This is a genomic window from Neisseria sp. P0008.S010 (genome assembly GCF_051962715.1).
Classification (GTDB): Bacteria; Pseudomonadota; Gammaproteobacteria; order Burkholderiales; family Neisseriaceae; genus Neisseria; species Neisseria elongata.
Map to the genome: position 1 here is coordinate 1 of NZ_JBQCVA010000009.1, position 13,511 is coordinate 13,511.

Genomic DNA, 13,511 nt, shown 5'->3' on the forward strand with positions numbered 1-13,511 from the left:
GTTGCTTCTTTGGATTAGGTTTTCGTATTTCATTTGGAAATTGTAAATCTTCAGGATACTTTCGCAAGAGGTCTAATAACAAAATCCGTGCTTTGCGTGAGTTAAACAACTGGTCTCAGGAAGACATGGCTGAGCGGCTGAATATGTCAAAAAGCAGTTATTCGCGTTTAGAACGGGATGAAAGCAGGCTTGATTTGGCAAAACTGGAAAAATTGGCAGCAGTGTTTAAAATCGATATCGGGGAATTGGTGGCCTCGGACGGAAAGGGCTTAATTTGCCTGATCGGTGAAAACAGTGGGCAGAATTCAAATTATTACGGGGCGAACGAAGGGATTGCCGCCGAGGTGGAGAAGTTGAAATTAAGCCTGGAACACAGCCGCGAACTGCTGGCCCACAAGGATTTACTGCTGGTGCAGAAGGATCAGGAAATTTCCGCTTTAAGGCAATTGGTCGCACAGCTGCAGAAATAAAGCGGGATTGTGCCGAAGGCCGTCTGAAACCGTCGTTTCGGTTTTTCAGACGGCCTCCCTTATTTGCAGCTGCGGCATCGGTTACAATGCCGCCTTTCTTAATTTACCAAACCTTACAAAATATGCTGAAAATCATCTCTGCCAATGTCAACGGCATCCGCTCCGCCTACAAAAAAGGATTCTACGAATACATCGCCGTATCGGGTGCGGACATTGTCTGCGTGCAGGAACTCAAAGCGCAGGAAGCCGATTTGTCCGCCGATATGAAGAATCCGCACGGGATGCACGGTTATTGGCATTGTGCTGAAAAACGCGGTTACAGCGGCGTGGCGGTGTACAGCAAACGCGCGCCTGACAATGTGCAAATCGGTATGGGCATTGAAGAATTCGACCGCGAAGGGCGGTTTGTGCGCTGCGATTTCGGCAGGCTGTCGGTGATTTCGCTTTATCTGCCCAGCGGCACCAGCGCGCCGGAGCGGCAGGAATTGAAATACCGTTTTTTAGACGCGTTCTATCCCATGCTTGAAGCCATGAAGGCGGAGGGGCGCGACATCGTTGTTTGCGGCGACTGGAACATTGCCCACCAAAACATCGACCTGAAAAACTGGAAAGGCAACCAGAAAAACTCAGGCTTCCTGCCCGAAGAGCGCGAATGGATAGGCAAAGTCATCCATAAGCTTGGCTGGACGGATATGTGGCGCACGCTCTATCCCGACAATCCGGGCTACACTTGGTGGAGCAACCGCGGACAGGCGTATGCGAAAGATGTCGGGTGGCGCATCGACTATCAGATGGTTACGCCCGAACTCGCCGCCAAAGCGGTGTCTGCGCATGTTTATAAAGACGAAAAATTTTCCGACCATGCCCCTTTGGTCGTGGAGTACGATTATGTCATCTGAAACCAAAAAACGCCGCCGCAAACAAGGCACCAACCAAGCCTCCGAGCCGTCTGAAAAACGGCCGCTGATTGCGTTCACACCTGCCTTTAAATACGGCTTGTTGTGGATGTCGGCCGCCTTTTTCCTGCCCATGCTGTTATGGACGCTGTTTACCCTGGCCACGCTGAGCGGCCGTATCCCCGTGATGCGCCCGAACCCGGGCTGGGTAATCGCCTGGCTACTGCTCGCCCTGCCCTGCCTGCTGACCGCCGCCAAATACTTCCGCTGGCAGGGCGCGAACAAATGGGGCTGGATTGCCTCCGCCCTGTTCGGCTATGCCGTGCTGTCCGTACCCGCCGCGCTGCTGATTCACTTCCAAATCGCCGAATGGCTGGGAGTGAAACTGTGAGGCCGTCTGAAAACGGAGATACCGTCGGGCATGCGAATGTCCGCGAAACCGAAACAGGCAAACCGGCACGGAAGAAATGTTATCGGGGAACGGCTTCCAGCCTGCTGTGGGCGGGAGGTTTGGCCGCTTTCGCCCTTTATATGCTATGGGGTATGTTTTTCTGGCTGCTTTTCCTGCCGGTTGCCTTATTAAAAATTGTGCAGCACCTGTCCGCCATGCTTTTCAGACGGCCTGAACGCAAACTGCGCGCCTGCAAAGCGGCCGTCTGGCTGGTCATAACCCTGATTTCGTACGGCATCACGCTCTACCGCGAAACCGCCGTAACCGAAAACGCCCTCCGCGCTGCCGATGCCGTCGAACGCTACCGTGCGGTACACAACGCCTACCCGCCGAATCTGGCCGCAGCAGGGATAACGGAAGAAAAAGGCTTGTACCGCCTGTACTATTTCCCTTCCGGCCGCCGGCCGGAGCCACAGTTGGGCTACCCTTCCCCGTTCACGCCGTTCGACCGTTATTTCTACGATTTCGACCAGCGCGAATATGTGTTTTATCCCGATTGAAATCCTTTTAGAAGCCGTCTGAAAAAAACATCTGTTGTTCGCCAAGGAACCTGATATGAAGTTTAACGAATACCACCGCTACGATGCGGTCGGTTTGGCAGAGCTGATCCGCAAAAAAGAAGTCTCCGCCGATGAAGTGTTGCAGGCTGCTTTAAACCGCTTGGACGAAGTCAACTCCAAGCTCAATCTGTTGGCGCACGATTTGCGCGAACGCGCGGCGGCGTGGCAGTGGCCGTCTGAAAATGCCGATACGCCGTTGGCGGGCGTGCCGTTTTTGCTCAAAGACCTGCTGGCAGATTGGGAAGGCGCGCCGACATGGTCGGGTTCGCGCATGATGCAGCATTACATTGCCAAGCAAAACAGCGATTTGACCCAGGCCTATCTCGATGCGGGGCTGCGCGTGTTCGGTAAAACCACCACACCCGAATGGGGCGCGTATCCCGTTACCGAAACCGAAATTTACGGCATCACGCGCAATCCGTGGAATTTAGATTACACCGCAGGCGGCAGCAGCGGCGGCGCGGCGGCGGCAGTGGCTTCGGGCGTCGTACCCACAGCGCACGGCAGCGACGGCGGCGGTTCCATCCGCCTACCCGCGCACAACTGCGGCGTGTTCGGGCTGAAACCCACGCGCGGCCGCAGCAGTTACGCGCCGAACGCATCGGAGGCATGGCAAGGTTTGGTATGCGACCATGTCTTGACCCGCAGCGTACGCGACAGCGCGGTTTTGCTGGACATCGCCGCCCAAACCCAAGCCCGCGCCCTGTATGCCTGCACGCCGCCGCCCGAAAACGGTTTTGCAGACAGCCTGAAACAAGAAACAGGTCGTCTGAAAATCGCTTTTTGGAAGCAGACATGGTTTGGCGGCGGCAACGACGAAGGCACGGAAGCCGCGTTCGCCCATAGTTTGAAACTGATGCAAGATGCGGGACACGAATTGGAAGAAGCCACGCCCGATTTTGCGCCACCCGAACAGCTCAACCGCGCCGCCCGCATCATCGTCATGGGCGAAACGGCAAAACTGTTCTACCAATATCAATACGAAACCGGACAAAAACTGCCGCACTGCCTGCTTGAGCCGACAACGTGGGCAATGATTGTGCAGGGTCGGCAAATCAGCGCGGGCGAAATGGCATGGGCGCGCGACGTGATGCTGGCGCAGGAACGTGCCGCCAAAGCATTTTTCACGCGCTACGACGTGTTGATGACGCCCGTCTGCCCGCGCACCACGCCGAAAATCGGCGAGATGATGCCGCCGCCCGCCGCGCAAAAAGCCATGCGCCTGCTGTTCGGCACGCTGCGCTTGGGTTTTCTGTTGAAAAACAACCCGTTTTTGGAAAAAGAAGCCGCCACGACGCTGCAATACGTCGGTTATACGTCGCCGCTGAACATGAGCGGCAACCCCGCCATGAGTGTGCCGCTTTACCGGCATCACGGGCTGCCTGTCGGTACCCAGTTCGCCGCCGCACACGGACGCGAAGACACGCTGCTCCGCCTCGCCGCGCAGTTGGAACAGATACAGCCGTGGGCGGACCGCCTTCCTCCCGTATAATCCCCATTTTTTCAGACGGCCTCCACACCATGCAGGAAATCAACGAACTCATCCAAACCGAAACACCCGCCATTGTCGGCGAAACACTCGACTTCATGCTCTACGAATGCAGCCTGGACGAAGCCCCTGCGGCGGAAGACGTTGCCCGCTGGCGCGACATCCTGCGGGCACGCGGCGGCAAATTCCTGCGCCTGGCCGACCTCTGCCAAACCTGGCTGGACGGAGAAGGCGCATGAAGCTGCCGCGCAACAAATACACCCTGTTTGCCGCCACCTGGTTTGTCCTTTTATGGGCCGCCCTGTTGCGCGAAAGCGGCGGACACACGCCGCCGCCTTTTCCGCATTTCGACAAAGCCGCCCACTGCGCGGCCTTCTTCGCCCAATTCTGGCTCGCCGCGCGTGCCTGGCTGGAAGACGGCCGCCGTCCGCCCTATCTGCCGTTGGCCGCCGCCGCGCTGATTTTGGCTGCCGCCACGGAAACGGCGCAGGCGTGGTTTACCGCCCACCGCAGCGGCGACCTGCTCGACGCATTGGCCGACCTTGCCGGCAGCGCCCTCGCCCTGTTGCTGGCGCGGCAGGTTTACCGTAACCGGCGCGGCATGTAAAACAGGCCGTCTGAAAAGGCAAAACGGCGGCCTCAACCGTTTAATCCTACGCCAATTCGTCCAATTCCGACTGCAAAATCAGTCCGTAATCCGCGCTCAACACATATTTCCCGTCTTCCAAATCCTGTGCGTACCGCGCAAAAAAACCGTATAAGGAATCGGCTTCCTTGCTGCGGATCGGGTCGTCGTGCCACATTTGGATAATCTGTCCGGCCGTACCGTGTTCGGTCGGATCCAAATCAATCATTTTCCAGTTGCCGCCGCCGTCGGCCGTCAGCGGAATCCATTTCGGATTCCACCATAAATCCGGTTTGATGCCCGCATCCTCCGGCTCGCAACCGAACGGCGTGCCGTCATCCTCTGCAAACAAACCTTCTTCATACAACTGTTTCCAAATCCGGTACTCTTCGATAATCCGCCTGACCGACAACCATTCTTCGCCCGCCAGCACGACCTCGTAGGCCGCCCCGCCGTCGGCAATGCGGTACAGTTCTTTAAAGTCTTCCGGCAACGCATAACCCAGCTCTTTTTCCAATTCGGCGAAGTCTGCTTCACCCGCACCTTTGTTCAACGAAAAATCCGCTTCGTGTCTGACTAACGCTTCGGGATACTGCCGTTTCAGCCTTTCCAGCTGCGCACTGATTCTGTCGATTAACTGTTTCATCCTGTTTCCTTTCCTGTTTCGGTTAAATAACAACAAACGGATAACCTGCTTATCCGCGATGCAAAATATATTTTCAGACGGCCTTCCCGCTTTGCCTGCCGCTCAATCCGCCAACACACCCAAATCGTGCAGCGCGTGCCAAATACCGTCTTCGCCGGCCGGCGGGCAGATATGGTCGGCAACGGCTTTCAATGCGGGATGCGCGTTGCCCATCGCCACACCGAAGCCGACCGCGTGCAGCATTTCCATATCGTTCAAACCGTCGCCGAAAGCCATGGCATCTTTCATAGTCAAATCGAGTTTGTCCAGAGCCGCGCCTATGCCCCGCGCTTTGGAGCCGTTTCGCGCCAAAATGTCCATGCCGTATCGGTGCCAACGCGTTGTCCGCAGCGAAGGCGGCAGGCCGTTTTCGACTTCCGCCGCTTCGTCTTCGCCGTAAAAGGCCAGCATTTGGTAAACGGGCGTGTCCGGCGGCAGGCTTCCTGTTCGATAGGGAATGGACAGCGAGGACAGGGCTTCGTGCAGATGGCCGCTTGTGCCGGGTATGCCGATGCCGTTATCCGACACCAGCGCATAGGCAGTGTTGCAGCGGCTAAGGTGCGCAACTGCCGCGTCGATGTCGGCCTGCGGGATGGGGAAGGCCGCCAACGGGCGGCGGCGGTATTCGACGTATTGGCCGTTGATGGCCACCAGCATTTCGATGCCGGTTTCGTCCATCAGGCGGCGGATGTCTGAAGGCAGGATGACGGGCGAACGGCCGGTGGCGATGGCGGTAACGATGCCCTGCCGTTTCAGTTTGCGCAGTGCTTCGCGCGTGCTGTCGGGCACGGTGCCGCTTTCTTTCGGCCTCAGGGTGTCGTCGATGTCGAAGAAGATGATTTTGGGCTGGGATGCAGGTTTCATGTGTTTTGGTTTTACTCGGTGGCGGGAAGGCCGTCTGAAAAAGGTTGGGAACGGCTTTCAGACGGCCTTTTCAATATAGATGCGTGATTGTAACCGAAGCCGTATTTTGCAGGCAGCAGGATGTTGCGGCAAGGCCGCCCTTCGTTTTCAGACGGCCTTCGGACGGCTACGGCAGGATTTCGATTTCGGCCTGCGGTTTGACCAATGCATAAAGTTCGTCGATTTCGCCGTCGGTTACGGCAATGCAGCCGTGCGTCCAGTCGCGGTGCAGGTGTTGTGCGCCGATTGCGCCCATACCGTTCCTCATGCCGTGGATTTTGATGTCGCCGCCCGCACTTTTGCCCTGCGCGGCGGCATAGGCGCGGTCGGCATCGTTGGGATAAGAAACGCCGAGGTTTTTATGATAGCCGCTGTTGGGATTGCGGTCGTTGATGGTGTAGCGGCCTTCCGAGGTTTTACCGTCGCCCTCGAATTGTTTGTGTCCGACGGAATTGAAACCCAAGGCGACGGGATAGGTTTTCAGCAGTCTGCCTTGTGCGTCGTAGGCATCCATTTCGTGGTCAGCTTTGCGGACGACGAGTTTGGCGATTTCGCTGTCGGCCGGCAGGGCAGGCTGCCGGGCAATGGCAGGGCGAACTGCTGCGCCAGCCCGATGCCGTAGAGCGCGTGCTGGCGCGTTGGCCGGGGCTAGTGGGCTGAGCAGGGAAGGTTTATGATACGGCCATCTGTGGAAACCATAGGAAGGTGAGATATGAGCAGCAAGAAAAAGCTTCCGTTGTCGGTGAAGATTTGGCTGGCGGCAGTGGTGGTGTTTGTCGTGATGATGGGGTTGTTTGCTGTGTCAGCATCATCCAGCAGCACCGAAGTGGTATTGCGCCAAGGAGAAACAACTAATTTTGAAGTGTTCCGCCCGTTTGGTACAGAAATGGTTTGGTATCGGCAATGTTTTTATGCTGAATCCAATCGGCCGGAGCTGGGAAAATACAGCACCAATAACGATGATACAGAGGAGTGGAAAAGCCGCCAAATCGTACGTTTCAACGACCCCGGCGAGCCGGTGCATGTTGCCATCAGCTTAAACGGCCAAACCTGCCGCTATCAGGCTTTGCCAACCAGCACGATGGGCTACCACGTGCAATGCCGACAATTGAGTACTCCGGCCGATGAAAGCGGTAAAGCATTCTACTTTGTCCCCACATGCCAATTGCACGAACGCTCCGGCTGGAATAAAGGCAGCATTACCGTGGAAAAAGTCAGCCCGGTATTAGCAGGGGAGCGTGTTACCCTAATCGGCGCTCCTCCCTTGCAATTTGAGAGCTACTACCCTGGCTCAATTTACAACCTGGTATGGCCGATGTTCCTTTGGCCATTTTGGCTGTTCATATTAACTCTGTGGGGAATCATCCTTGGTATCGTTTTATATCGCCGCCGCAAACGGATAAAGCAAACCCGCCCTGAGACCTAGTTCATGTAAAAACAACTTTCAGGTAGCCTTTGGAAGGCTACCTGAAAACCAACCCGGGTAGTAAATGATTTACACGCCGCAAAAGCTCGCCCGCGCAGATTTCGGCATAATGCGCCTGTTGTAACAACCGCCTAATGAGAGCAAACCAATGAAGCACACCCTCTCCGCCATCCTGCTGGCCGTGCTGCCGCAATATTGCGATAACGGGATGGGGCAGCAGTTTTATCGATAGATTGGCTGCGGGTTGCGTGGAAATATAAAAGGCCACCTGAAAAACCGTATGGGCATAAATGTTTATGCTACAGCTGTTTTTCCCATGCTACACTTATATAACTTTTATTCTAAAGGGTTAAAAAATGGCTATTTCGATTAAACTGAAAAGGCGCTGGGATGTTTATACAGACTTGGAAGAAATATTGTCGGTTACCCAAAACCTAAGTATCTCGCCTTTCGGTTTGACAGAAGAAGGCTTGCAAGACTTTCGCGGGATTAAGCTGATAGGGAAAATAGAAGAAGTTTCTATTCCTGCACATGGTGAAACAAGGTGGATAACCAAAACAGAAAACATTCATGCCTCCCTGTCTTATGCCGATTTCTCAGGCTCGCTGTGGCAGGATTTTGCGATTGAAGAAACAGAGGGTTTCACCGCTGTGATCGACCACGTTATTTTTGACGAAAGCGTGTTTGATTTAAGTACGCCTGCTATTTGCGGACGTGGCGCCACATTCTTGTCGTGTAGTTTTGCAGGCTGCAAATACAAATGCGGGAAGTTTATGAGGGCTACATTAAAGAACTGCCGCTTTACCCAAATCAAAAAGAATGTCCGTTTGTATTTTAGCTGCAAACTATTGGAAAATTGCTTTTTTAGCGGAGAAATCCACAAGGCGCTTTTTTGGTCTTCCAATCTGAAAAACTGTACCTTTGAAGGGCTGTTATACGACTGCTCTTTTCACGGGGTAGAAAAGATAGGAGACCTGCGTGAAGGCAAGATTATTCCGCCTGAAAAAGTGGATAACAGAATGGACGGCGTGGATTTTTCTAAAGCGGATATCATTATGTGCAACTTTTGGTCATTTTGTTATTTGGATAAAGTGAAACCCTCAAAAAACAATTGCGTATTTAAGGTAACCGATGAATTTTACAATTGCTTGCTCACTGCTATTGAAGGCAGCGACAGCCCCTTAAAAGAAGGGTTGATAGGAAAGGCAAAATCATTCTACGCTCCACATAATACAACCCCTTACGAAGTGGTACATCCCGATAATCTCTCATTCAAACATCCGGAAGAAGCAGAACTGAGCCAAGCAATTTACGATTTTGTCTGCCGAGCCGCTGAAGCTACGGGGTGTCGGATCTATTAATAAAGCATAGCCCGCATGAGTAGTAGGTAGCTTGGGAAATCCAGCATTCCGCTTTAATTTATTGGGTTATGCCTGCGGCTAACCCAAACTACTTTTGCTTGCTGTTATTCGGACGGTACGTAGCAACTGTATTTTTCACCCCGTCGGGCAAAAATACCAAAACTCAAATCAAGCCGTTTGGATACCGTTTTCGGTGGTACCGTTTTCGGCAAAATAATCACGCATCCGGGCATTCAATATCGTCAGCAGTTTGCGCATACATGCCGTAACGGCAACCTTATACGGCTTACCCTTGGACAGCAGGAGCTGGTAGAAATCCCGAATAAGCGGTTCAAAACGTGTCGCTACCACGGTAGCCATATACAGCGCCTTACGCACCGCAGACCTTCCGCCAAAGCAGTGGCTTTTGAATTTGGTTTCCCCGCTCTCCCTCGGGTGCGGGGCAATACCGACCAAACTCGCTATCCGTTTGTGCGACAGCCGTCCCAATTCGGACAGCATCGACATCAGCGTAGCCGTCGTTATCGAACCGATGCCTTTGATTTGTTCCGCCACTTTGGCTTTGCCGTCAAAATGCGTGTGGGTGTGGTCGTCGATTTGTTTGTCCAATTCGTCAATCAGACGGTCAAAATGGGCAATCAGTTGTTTGACGCTTTCGACTTGTGTTTCGTGAACCTGATGCAGACGGTTTTTCTCGGCAGCCCGCATATCCACCAGCTGGTTGCGGCGGTTTACCAATGCCTCCAACACTTCTTCCGCTTCGGTGGGCGGGTGATAGAGCATGGTTTGCCAACCCTCTTTCTGCGTCATCATCTGTGCGAAGAAGGCAAGCATTTGGGCATCTTTAACATCGGTTTTGGTCAGCGACTGCGATTGGGCAAACTGATGCGTCTGACGCGGGTTGGCGATGATCACGGCTATGCCTGCGCGCGGTGGATGGCTTTGGCAGCGGGGATTTCGAGACCGCCGGTGCTTTCCATGACGACGAGGGCGACCTTGTGTTTTTTAAGGTATTCGACGGTATGGGCGATTCCTTTGGGGTTGTTGGTTTCGGTTTTGGTTTTAGACAAAGACGAAACGGAGATGACGAAGTTTCGTTTGGCGATGTCGATGCCTGCGTAATGGTATTGGGTACTCATCATAAACCTGCCTTGCATTCGGTTGTGTTGTCTGGCAACTGTCCGGTTGTGTCGATGGGTTGCCCGGCCGCTCCCTGAGCTACGCGACGGTTGTTTGCCTCGGGTGTGTACGGATGGCGGCCGGGCGGTTGGTTGCGCTATGATACGGGAGTTCCGATATACAAGGGTGTGTTCTCCGTATACGGCGCGGATGGTGTTTTGCATCATCGAAAAATCCTTTTTTGTTTATTGTCCTAAGGCTCCGCCTACCAGTATAAAGATGTTGTTGAGCAGCCAAACGGTTACGCCGGCCGAAAGTATGATGCCGAAGATGATCAGCAACCCCGTTTTCGTGGGGATGCGGCCGTTTGCATCGGGTAGTGCGGGCATCGATGGGGCGTACTGTTTCCATAGTTTTCCGCCCAATATCCAAAACAGGGCGATGCCGCCCAAAACGGCGGTAATGACTAGGGAGAGTATGAGGTTTTTCAGGCTGTACTCGCCTGTATATTTCCAAATAAGCAATGTGTGGCATGTGATTGCCGTGAAACTGTACAGGAGCTTTCTCATCTACATCCCTCTTCTTGGAATCGGTATTCGGTGAAACTACCGTGCCAGCCATTCTTCCAACGCGGTTTTTAATTTCGGCACGGCTTCGTCTATGTCGCGGTCTTCTATCAACAGGCTGGGGGCGAGGCGGACGACGTTGGCTCCGGCCACTAAAACCATCACGCCATGTTTGAGCGCGGCGGCGGTGATTTCGGCCGCCCTGCCCGCATATGCTTCGGCCAATACGCAGCCGATGAGCAGGCCTTGTCCGCGCACAGTTTGGAATACGCCGGTTTCTTCACCGATTTTCTGCAGGGCGGCGGTGAGTTTCGCGCTTTGGCGGACGGTGTTGGCGCGGGTGGCTTCGCTGTTGATGATGTCGAAGGCGGCGCAGCCGACGGCGCAGGCCAGGGGGTTGCCGCCGAAAGTCGAGCCATGCGTGCCGGGGCCGAACGACGGGGCGATGCGGTCGGTGGTGAGCATCGCGCCGATGGGGAAGCCGCTGCCCAGTGCTTTCGCGCTGGTCAGGATATCGGGTGCGATGCCGCCGTGTTGGTAGGCGAAGAGTTTGCCGGTGCGCCCCATGCCGGTTTGGACTTCGTCGAATATCAGGGCGGCGTCGAAACGGTCGCACAGTTCGCGCGCGGTTTGCAGGAACTCGGCAGTGGCGGGCAATACGCCGCTTTCGCCCTGCACAGGTTCGATGATGACGGCGCAGGTTTGCGCGGATACGGCTTGGCGCAGTGCGTCGGGGTCGTTGAAGGGGACGTGGGTGATGCCTTCGGGCAGCGGGGCGAAGTCGCGGCTGTATTTGGGCTGTCCGCCGACGGAAACGGTAAACAGGGTGCGGCCGTGGAAGGCGTTGGTGCAGGCGATGATTTGGTGTTTGCCTTCGCCGTGGCGGTCGCGGGCGTATTTGCGCGCCAGTTTCAGGGCGGCTTCGTTAGCTTCGGCACCTGAATTGCAAAAGAAGACTTTGTCGGCAAAGGTGTGTTCGGTCAGGCGTTTGGCCAGTGCCTGCGCAGGGGTTGTGGTGTAGATGTTGGAGATGTGCCAGAGTTTTTGCGCCTGTTCAGTCAGGGCGGACAGCAGGGCGGGATGGCAGTGGCCGAGTGCGTTTACGGCAATGCCGCCGGCCAGGTCGATGTACTCGCGCCCTTCGGTATCCCATACGCGGCTGCCTTGTCCGCGTTCGGGGATGATGGGGGCGAAGGTGAAGTTGGGGGTCAGGTAGTTTTGCATGATGCCGTCCGTGTTTTTTGTCGGTATGGACGGGGGATTATGCGCTGTTTGGCTTCAGGCTTCAATGTTCAGGCCGTCTGAACGGTTTTTCAGACTAACCTACGCCAACCCCGCCATTTCGAAAAACGCCCGATACGCCGCCGCCTTTTTCGCCAAACTCAAAGGATAGGCGCGCGAAGTGGACGGCAGGCGGGTCAGGGTCAAATCCCGTCCGGCAAACGGAAACGGCACGGTTTCGCCCGTTTTCGGCATTTTGATGCCGCCGCCCTGAATATCGAGCAGGATTTCCGTCGCCTTACCGCCGGTGGTGCAGATATGGCGGCAGTCGGGCATCTGCGCCAACACCGCCGCCAAATCGACGGTTTCGACCACTTGCAAAAACTTGTCCGACGCATTGCCGTGTTCCCGTACCGCCTTCAACACGGTCGGACACGACGCAATCCCCCGTTCGCGCAAAAACGCCTTGATTTTCTCGGCATCAAACGCTTTTTCAGACGACCTTTGGAAATGCGCCGCATCATTAAAAAACACCAGCCCGTAGACGCGCCACATATCATTTTGGAAATTCGGATAATGAAACTGCATCGCGCGTTTGTCTTCCGTAGGCGGGAACGTGCCCATCATCATGACGGTTGCCGCCGGCGGCAGCAGGGCGGGAAAAGGATGGGTTTCGATGATTTGATCGGTCATGCTCGGTTTGGCTTTCCGTTTGTCGGTTTGAAGCTTTTCAGGCCGTCTGAAAGCATAGTGGATTAACTAAAAATGCTACTGCGTTAGCTTGCCTTGCCCTATTGTACCGTCCGCAACTTGCCGCTTTGCCGCGTTGTTTTATTGGCCGGTTTATTCCGTTGCGGCACGGAGAAGTTGTTTGCCCCAGCAGCTTGGGGGCAGATTAGCTTGGGTTTCGATGCGGACAATATCGGCTTGCCGTGCATCCCACTGCAGCCGTTCCCCGCCCGATAAAGGCGGACAGGCGGCTGCGCTCCGTTCGTCCAATAAAATATCGAGTTTGGTGATTCTGTTTTGCTCCAGCCAAACCGTACCAAACGGCGGCAGTATCATCAGGCGGGCGACCCATTCGTTTTCCTCATCACGGCTCCGCTCCACTTCAGACCATGTAAGCGTCGCCCTCAACCACGGCACATCCTGCTCCACCAACGCCGCCAGCCAGCAGGAATCCAAGCGGTAATCGGCGGGCGACACGGGTTTGCGCCCCGACTTGCCCGCAAACCGCCACCCTATCGGTTCCCCCGTATCGCAATCCCAACCTTCAATCGGCATGTGTCCGGGCTGCTGTCTGGTTTTAAGATATACGCCGTATATACTGTCATCGTGCGCCACATGCTCCATTTCAGCCACTTTCACACCGTGCCAATCAAGCGGAACGGCAAACTCGGCTGTGGAAAAAGCCGCAAAATCAGGTTGCTTACCATACTTGACCAGCTGCACGGTCAGCTTTGCCCCTTTGGGCAACGGAATGCCGTCTATAACCATATCCTGCTGCAACTCCTGATTCGCAGAAGCAAAATAAACCCTTTCGCGGAAATAAGATGCCAACCAAACGATACCCGCCAGCACGCCCAGCAAGACATATGCCCCGCTTATCGAGCGTATCTGCCGATTGTGCGAGCCAAACAGAGCCGCTAGGGCAACCAGCCACAAAACCGCAGCTGCCGCCGCAATAACAAGCAGCCAAACAAACAGTGGCGCCGGCGCGCTTCCGTCCCCCATTATCT

The 13,511-nt window shown here is 55.0% G+C and carries 16 protein-coding genes and 1 pseudogene; 9 read left to right on the forward strand and 8 right to left on the reverse strand.

The window, feature by feature from the left end; all coding sequences use genetic code 11:
* The 7 genes from ACTHSL_RS03855 to ACTHSL_RS03885 form a co-directional block, all read left to right on the forward strand.
* The coding region (locus ACTHSL_RS03855; protein WP_440380402.1) for a helix-turn-helix domain-containing protein at positions 1 to 470 on the forward strand (470 nt) is incomplete at its 5' end.
* A 122-nt stretch (positions 471 to 592) separates the two neighbouring features.
* Positions 593 to 1,369: an exodeoxyribonuclease III gene (locus ACTHSL_RS03860; protein ID WP_440380447.1), complete on the forward strand. Its 777-nt coding sequence runs from the start codon at positions 593 to 595 to the stop codon at positions 1,367 to 1,369.
* Entirely contained in the window at positions 1,359 to 1,757 is a 399-nt protein-coding gene (locus ACTHSL_RS03865) for a hypothetical protein (protein WP_440380403.1), read from the forward strand. Before ACTHSL_RS03860 ends, ACTHSL_RS03865 begins: the two co-directional genes overlap by 11 nt.
* The gene (locus tag ACTHSL_RS03870; RefSeq protein ID WP_440380404.1) at positions 1,736 to 2,317 is read left to right on the forward strand and encodes a hypothetical protein; all 582 of its coding nucleotides are present in this window, start codon (positions 1,736 to 1,738) and stop codon (positions 2,315 to 2,317) included. Before ACTHSL_RS03865 ends, ACTHSL_RS03870 begins: the two co-directional genes overlap by 22 nt.
* 55 nt (positions 2,318 to 2,372) lie before the next feature.
* Positions 2,373 to 3,869: an amidase gene (locus tag ACTHSL_RS03875; protein ID WP_440380405.1), complete on the forward strand. Its 1,497-nt coding sequence runs from the start codon at positions 2,373 to 2,375 to the stop codon at positions 3,867 to 3,869.
* Positions 3,870 to 3,898: 29 nt separating this feature from the next.
* Positions 3,899 to 4,105 (forward strand): hypothetical protein, encoded by a 207-nt coding sequence (locus ACTHSL_RS03880; RefSeq protein ID WP_049251384.1) that lies wholly within the window; start codon positions 3,899 to 3,901, stop codon positions 4,103 to 4,105.
* Entirely contained in the window at positions 4,102 to 4,473 is a 372-nt protein-coding gene (locus ACTHSL_RS03885; RefSeq protein WP_204813427.1) for a VanZ family protein, read from the forward strand. The genes ACTHSL_RS03880 and ACTHSL_RS03885 overlap by 4 nt, the downstream gene beginning before the upstream one ends.
* 46 nt (positions 4,474 to 4,519) lie before the next feature.
* Here ACTHSL_RS03885 and ACTHSL_RS03890 read toward each other — a convergent pair whose 3' ends face one another.
* The 3 genes from ACTHSL_RS03890 to ACTHSL_RS03900 all read right to left on the reverse strand — a co-directional run bounded on the left by ACTHSL_RS03890 (position 4,520) and on the right by ACTHSL_RS03900 (position 6,791).
* On the reverse strand, positions 4,520 to 5,137 hold the full coding sequence (locus tag ACTHSL_RS03890; protein WP_204813429.1) for an SMI1/KNR4 family protein: 618 nt from the start codon (positions 5,135 to 5,137) through the stop codon (positions 4,520 to 4,522).
* A gap of 102 nt (positions 5,138 to 5,239) precedes the next feature.
* Complete coding sequence (locus tag ACTHSL_RS03895; RefSeq protein WP_440380406.1) at positions 5,240 to 6,040, reverse strand: Cof-type HAD-IIB family hydrolase; 801 nt, start codon at positions 6,038 to 6,040, stop codon at positions 5,240 to 5,242.
* A gap of 166 nt (positions 6,041 to 6,206) precedes the next feature.
* Positions 6,207 to 6,791 (reverse strand): L,D-transpeptidase family protein, encoded by a 585-nt coding sequence (locus ACTHSL_RS03900; protein ID WP_440380448.1) that lies wholly within the window; start codon positions 6,789 to 6,791, stop codon positions 6,207 to 6,209.
* Here ACTHSL_RS03900 and ACTHSL_RS03905 point away from each other — a divergent pair, their 5' ends adjacent.
* Together ACTHSL_RS03905 and ACTHSL_RS03910 are read left to right on the forward strand one after the other, a co-directional pair.
* Complete coding sequence (locus tag ACTHSL_RS03905) at positions 6,792 to 7,505, forward strand: hypothetical protein (protein WP_440380407.1); 714 nt, start codon at positions 6,792 to 6,794, stop codon at positions 7,503 to 7,505.
* A gap of 356 nt (positions 7,506 to 7,861) precedes the next feature.
* Positions 7,862 to 8,866 (forward strand): pentapeptide repeat-containing protein, encoded by a 1,005-nt coding sequence (locus ACTHSL_RS03910; protein ID WP_440380408.1) that lies wholly within the window; start codon positions 7,862 to 7,864, stop codon positions 8,864 to 8,866.
* 168 nt (positions 8,867 to 9,034) lie between these two features.
* On the opposite strand, the pseudogene ACTHSL_RS03915 reads toward ACTHSL_RS03910, so the two are convergent.
* From ACTHSL_RS03915 to ACTHSL_RS03935, 5 genes and pseudogenes are all read right to left on the reverse strand, one after another.
* Positions 9,035 to 10,023, reverse strand: a pseudogene (locus ACTHSL_RS03915) (IS110 family transposase).
* 207 nt (positions 10,024 to 10,230) lie between these two features.
* A complete protein-coding gene (locus ACTHSL_RS03920) occupies positions 10,231 to 10,509 on the reverse strand; it encodes a hypothetical protein (protein WP_440380409.1) in 279 nt (92 codons plus the stop codon).
* Between the two features lie 81 nt (positions 10,510 to 10,590).
* Positions 10,591 to 11,775: an acetylornithine/succinyldiaminopimelate transaminase gene (locus tag ACTHSL_RS03925; RefSeq protein WP_440380410.1), complete on the reverse strand. Its 1,185-nt coding sequence runs from the start codon at positions 11,773 to 11,775 to the stop codon at positions 10,591 to 10,593.
* Positions 11,776 to 11,874: 99 nt separating this feature from the next.
* Positions 11,875 to 12,465: a uracil-DNA glycosylase family protein gene (locus tag ACTHSL_RS03930; RefSeq protein WP_440380411.1), complete on the reverse strand. Its 591-nt coding sequence runs from the start codon at positions 12,463 to 12,465 to the stop codon at positions 11,875 to 11,877.
* Between the two features lie 150 nt (positions 12,466 to 12,615).
* The gene (locus tag ACTHSL_RS03935; RefSeq protein ID WP_440380412.1) at positions 12,616 to 13,506 is read right to left on the reverse strand and encodes a hypothetical protein; all 891 of its coding nucleotides are present in this window, start codon (positions 13,504 to 13,506) and stop codon (positions 12,616 to 12,618) included.
* Positions 13,507 to 13,511: the final 5 nt, after the last annotated feature.

Bases quoted from the DNA above. Each gene is read 5' to 3' on its own strand.
- ACTHSL_RS03860 (WP_440380447.1), top strand. From the start codon at position 593: ATGCTGAAAATCATCTCTGCCAATGTCAACGGCATCCGCTCCGCCTAC.
- ACTHSL_RS03865 (WP_440380403.1), top strand. From the start codon at position 1,359: ATGTCATCTGAAACCAAAAAACGCCGCCGCAAACAAGGCACCAACCAA.
- ACTHSL_RS03870 (WP_440380404.1), top strand. From the start codon at position 1,736: ATGGCTGGGAGTGAAACTGTGAGGCCGTCTGAAAACGGAGATACCGTC.
- ACTHSL_RS03875 (WP_440380405.1), top strand. From the start codon at position 2,373: ATGAAGTTTAACGAATACCACCGCTACGATGCGGTCGGTTTGGCAGAG.
- ACTHSL_RS03880 (WP_049251384.1), top strand. From the start codon at position 3,899: ATGCAGGAAATCAACGAACTCATCCAAACCGAAACACCCGCCATTGTC.
- ACTHSL_RS03885 (WP_204813427.1), top strand. From the start codon at position 4,102: ATGAAGCTGCCGCGCAACAAATACACCCTGTTTGCCGCCACCTGGTTT.
- ACTHSL_RS03890 (WP_204813429.1), bottom strand. From the start codon at position 5,137: ATGAAACAGTTAATCGACAGAATCAGTGCGCAGCTGGAAAGGCTGAAA.
- ACTHSL_RS03895 (WP_440380406.1), bottom strand. From the start codon at position 6,040: ATGAAACCTGCATCCCAGCCCAAAATCATCTTCTTCGACATCGACGAC.
- ACTHSL_RS03905 (WP_440380407.1), top strand. From the start codon at position 6,792: ATGAGCAGCAAGAAAAAGCTTCCGTTGTCGGTGAAGATTTGGCTGGCG.
- ACTHSL_RS03910 (WP_440380408.1), top strand. From the start codon at position 7,862: ATGGCTATTTCGATTAAACTGAAAAGGCGCTGGGATGTTTATACAGAC.
- ACTHSL_RS03925 (WP_440380410.1), bottom strand. From the start codon at position 11,775: ATGCAAAACTACCTGACCCCCAACTTCACCTTCGCCCCCATCATCCCC.
- ACTHSL_RS03930 (WP_440380411.1), bottom strand. From the start codon at position 12,465: ATGACCGATCAAATCATCGAAACCCATCCTTTTCCCGCCCTGCTGCCG.
- ACTHSL_RS03935 (WP_440380412.1), bottom strand. From the start codon at position 13,506: ATGGGGGACGGAAGCGCGCCGGCGCCACTGTTTGTTTGGCTGCTTGTT.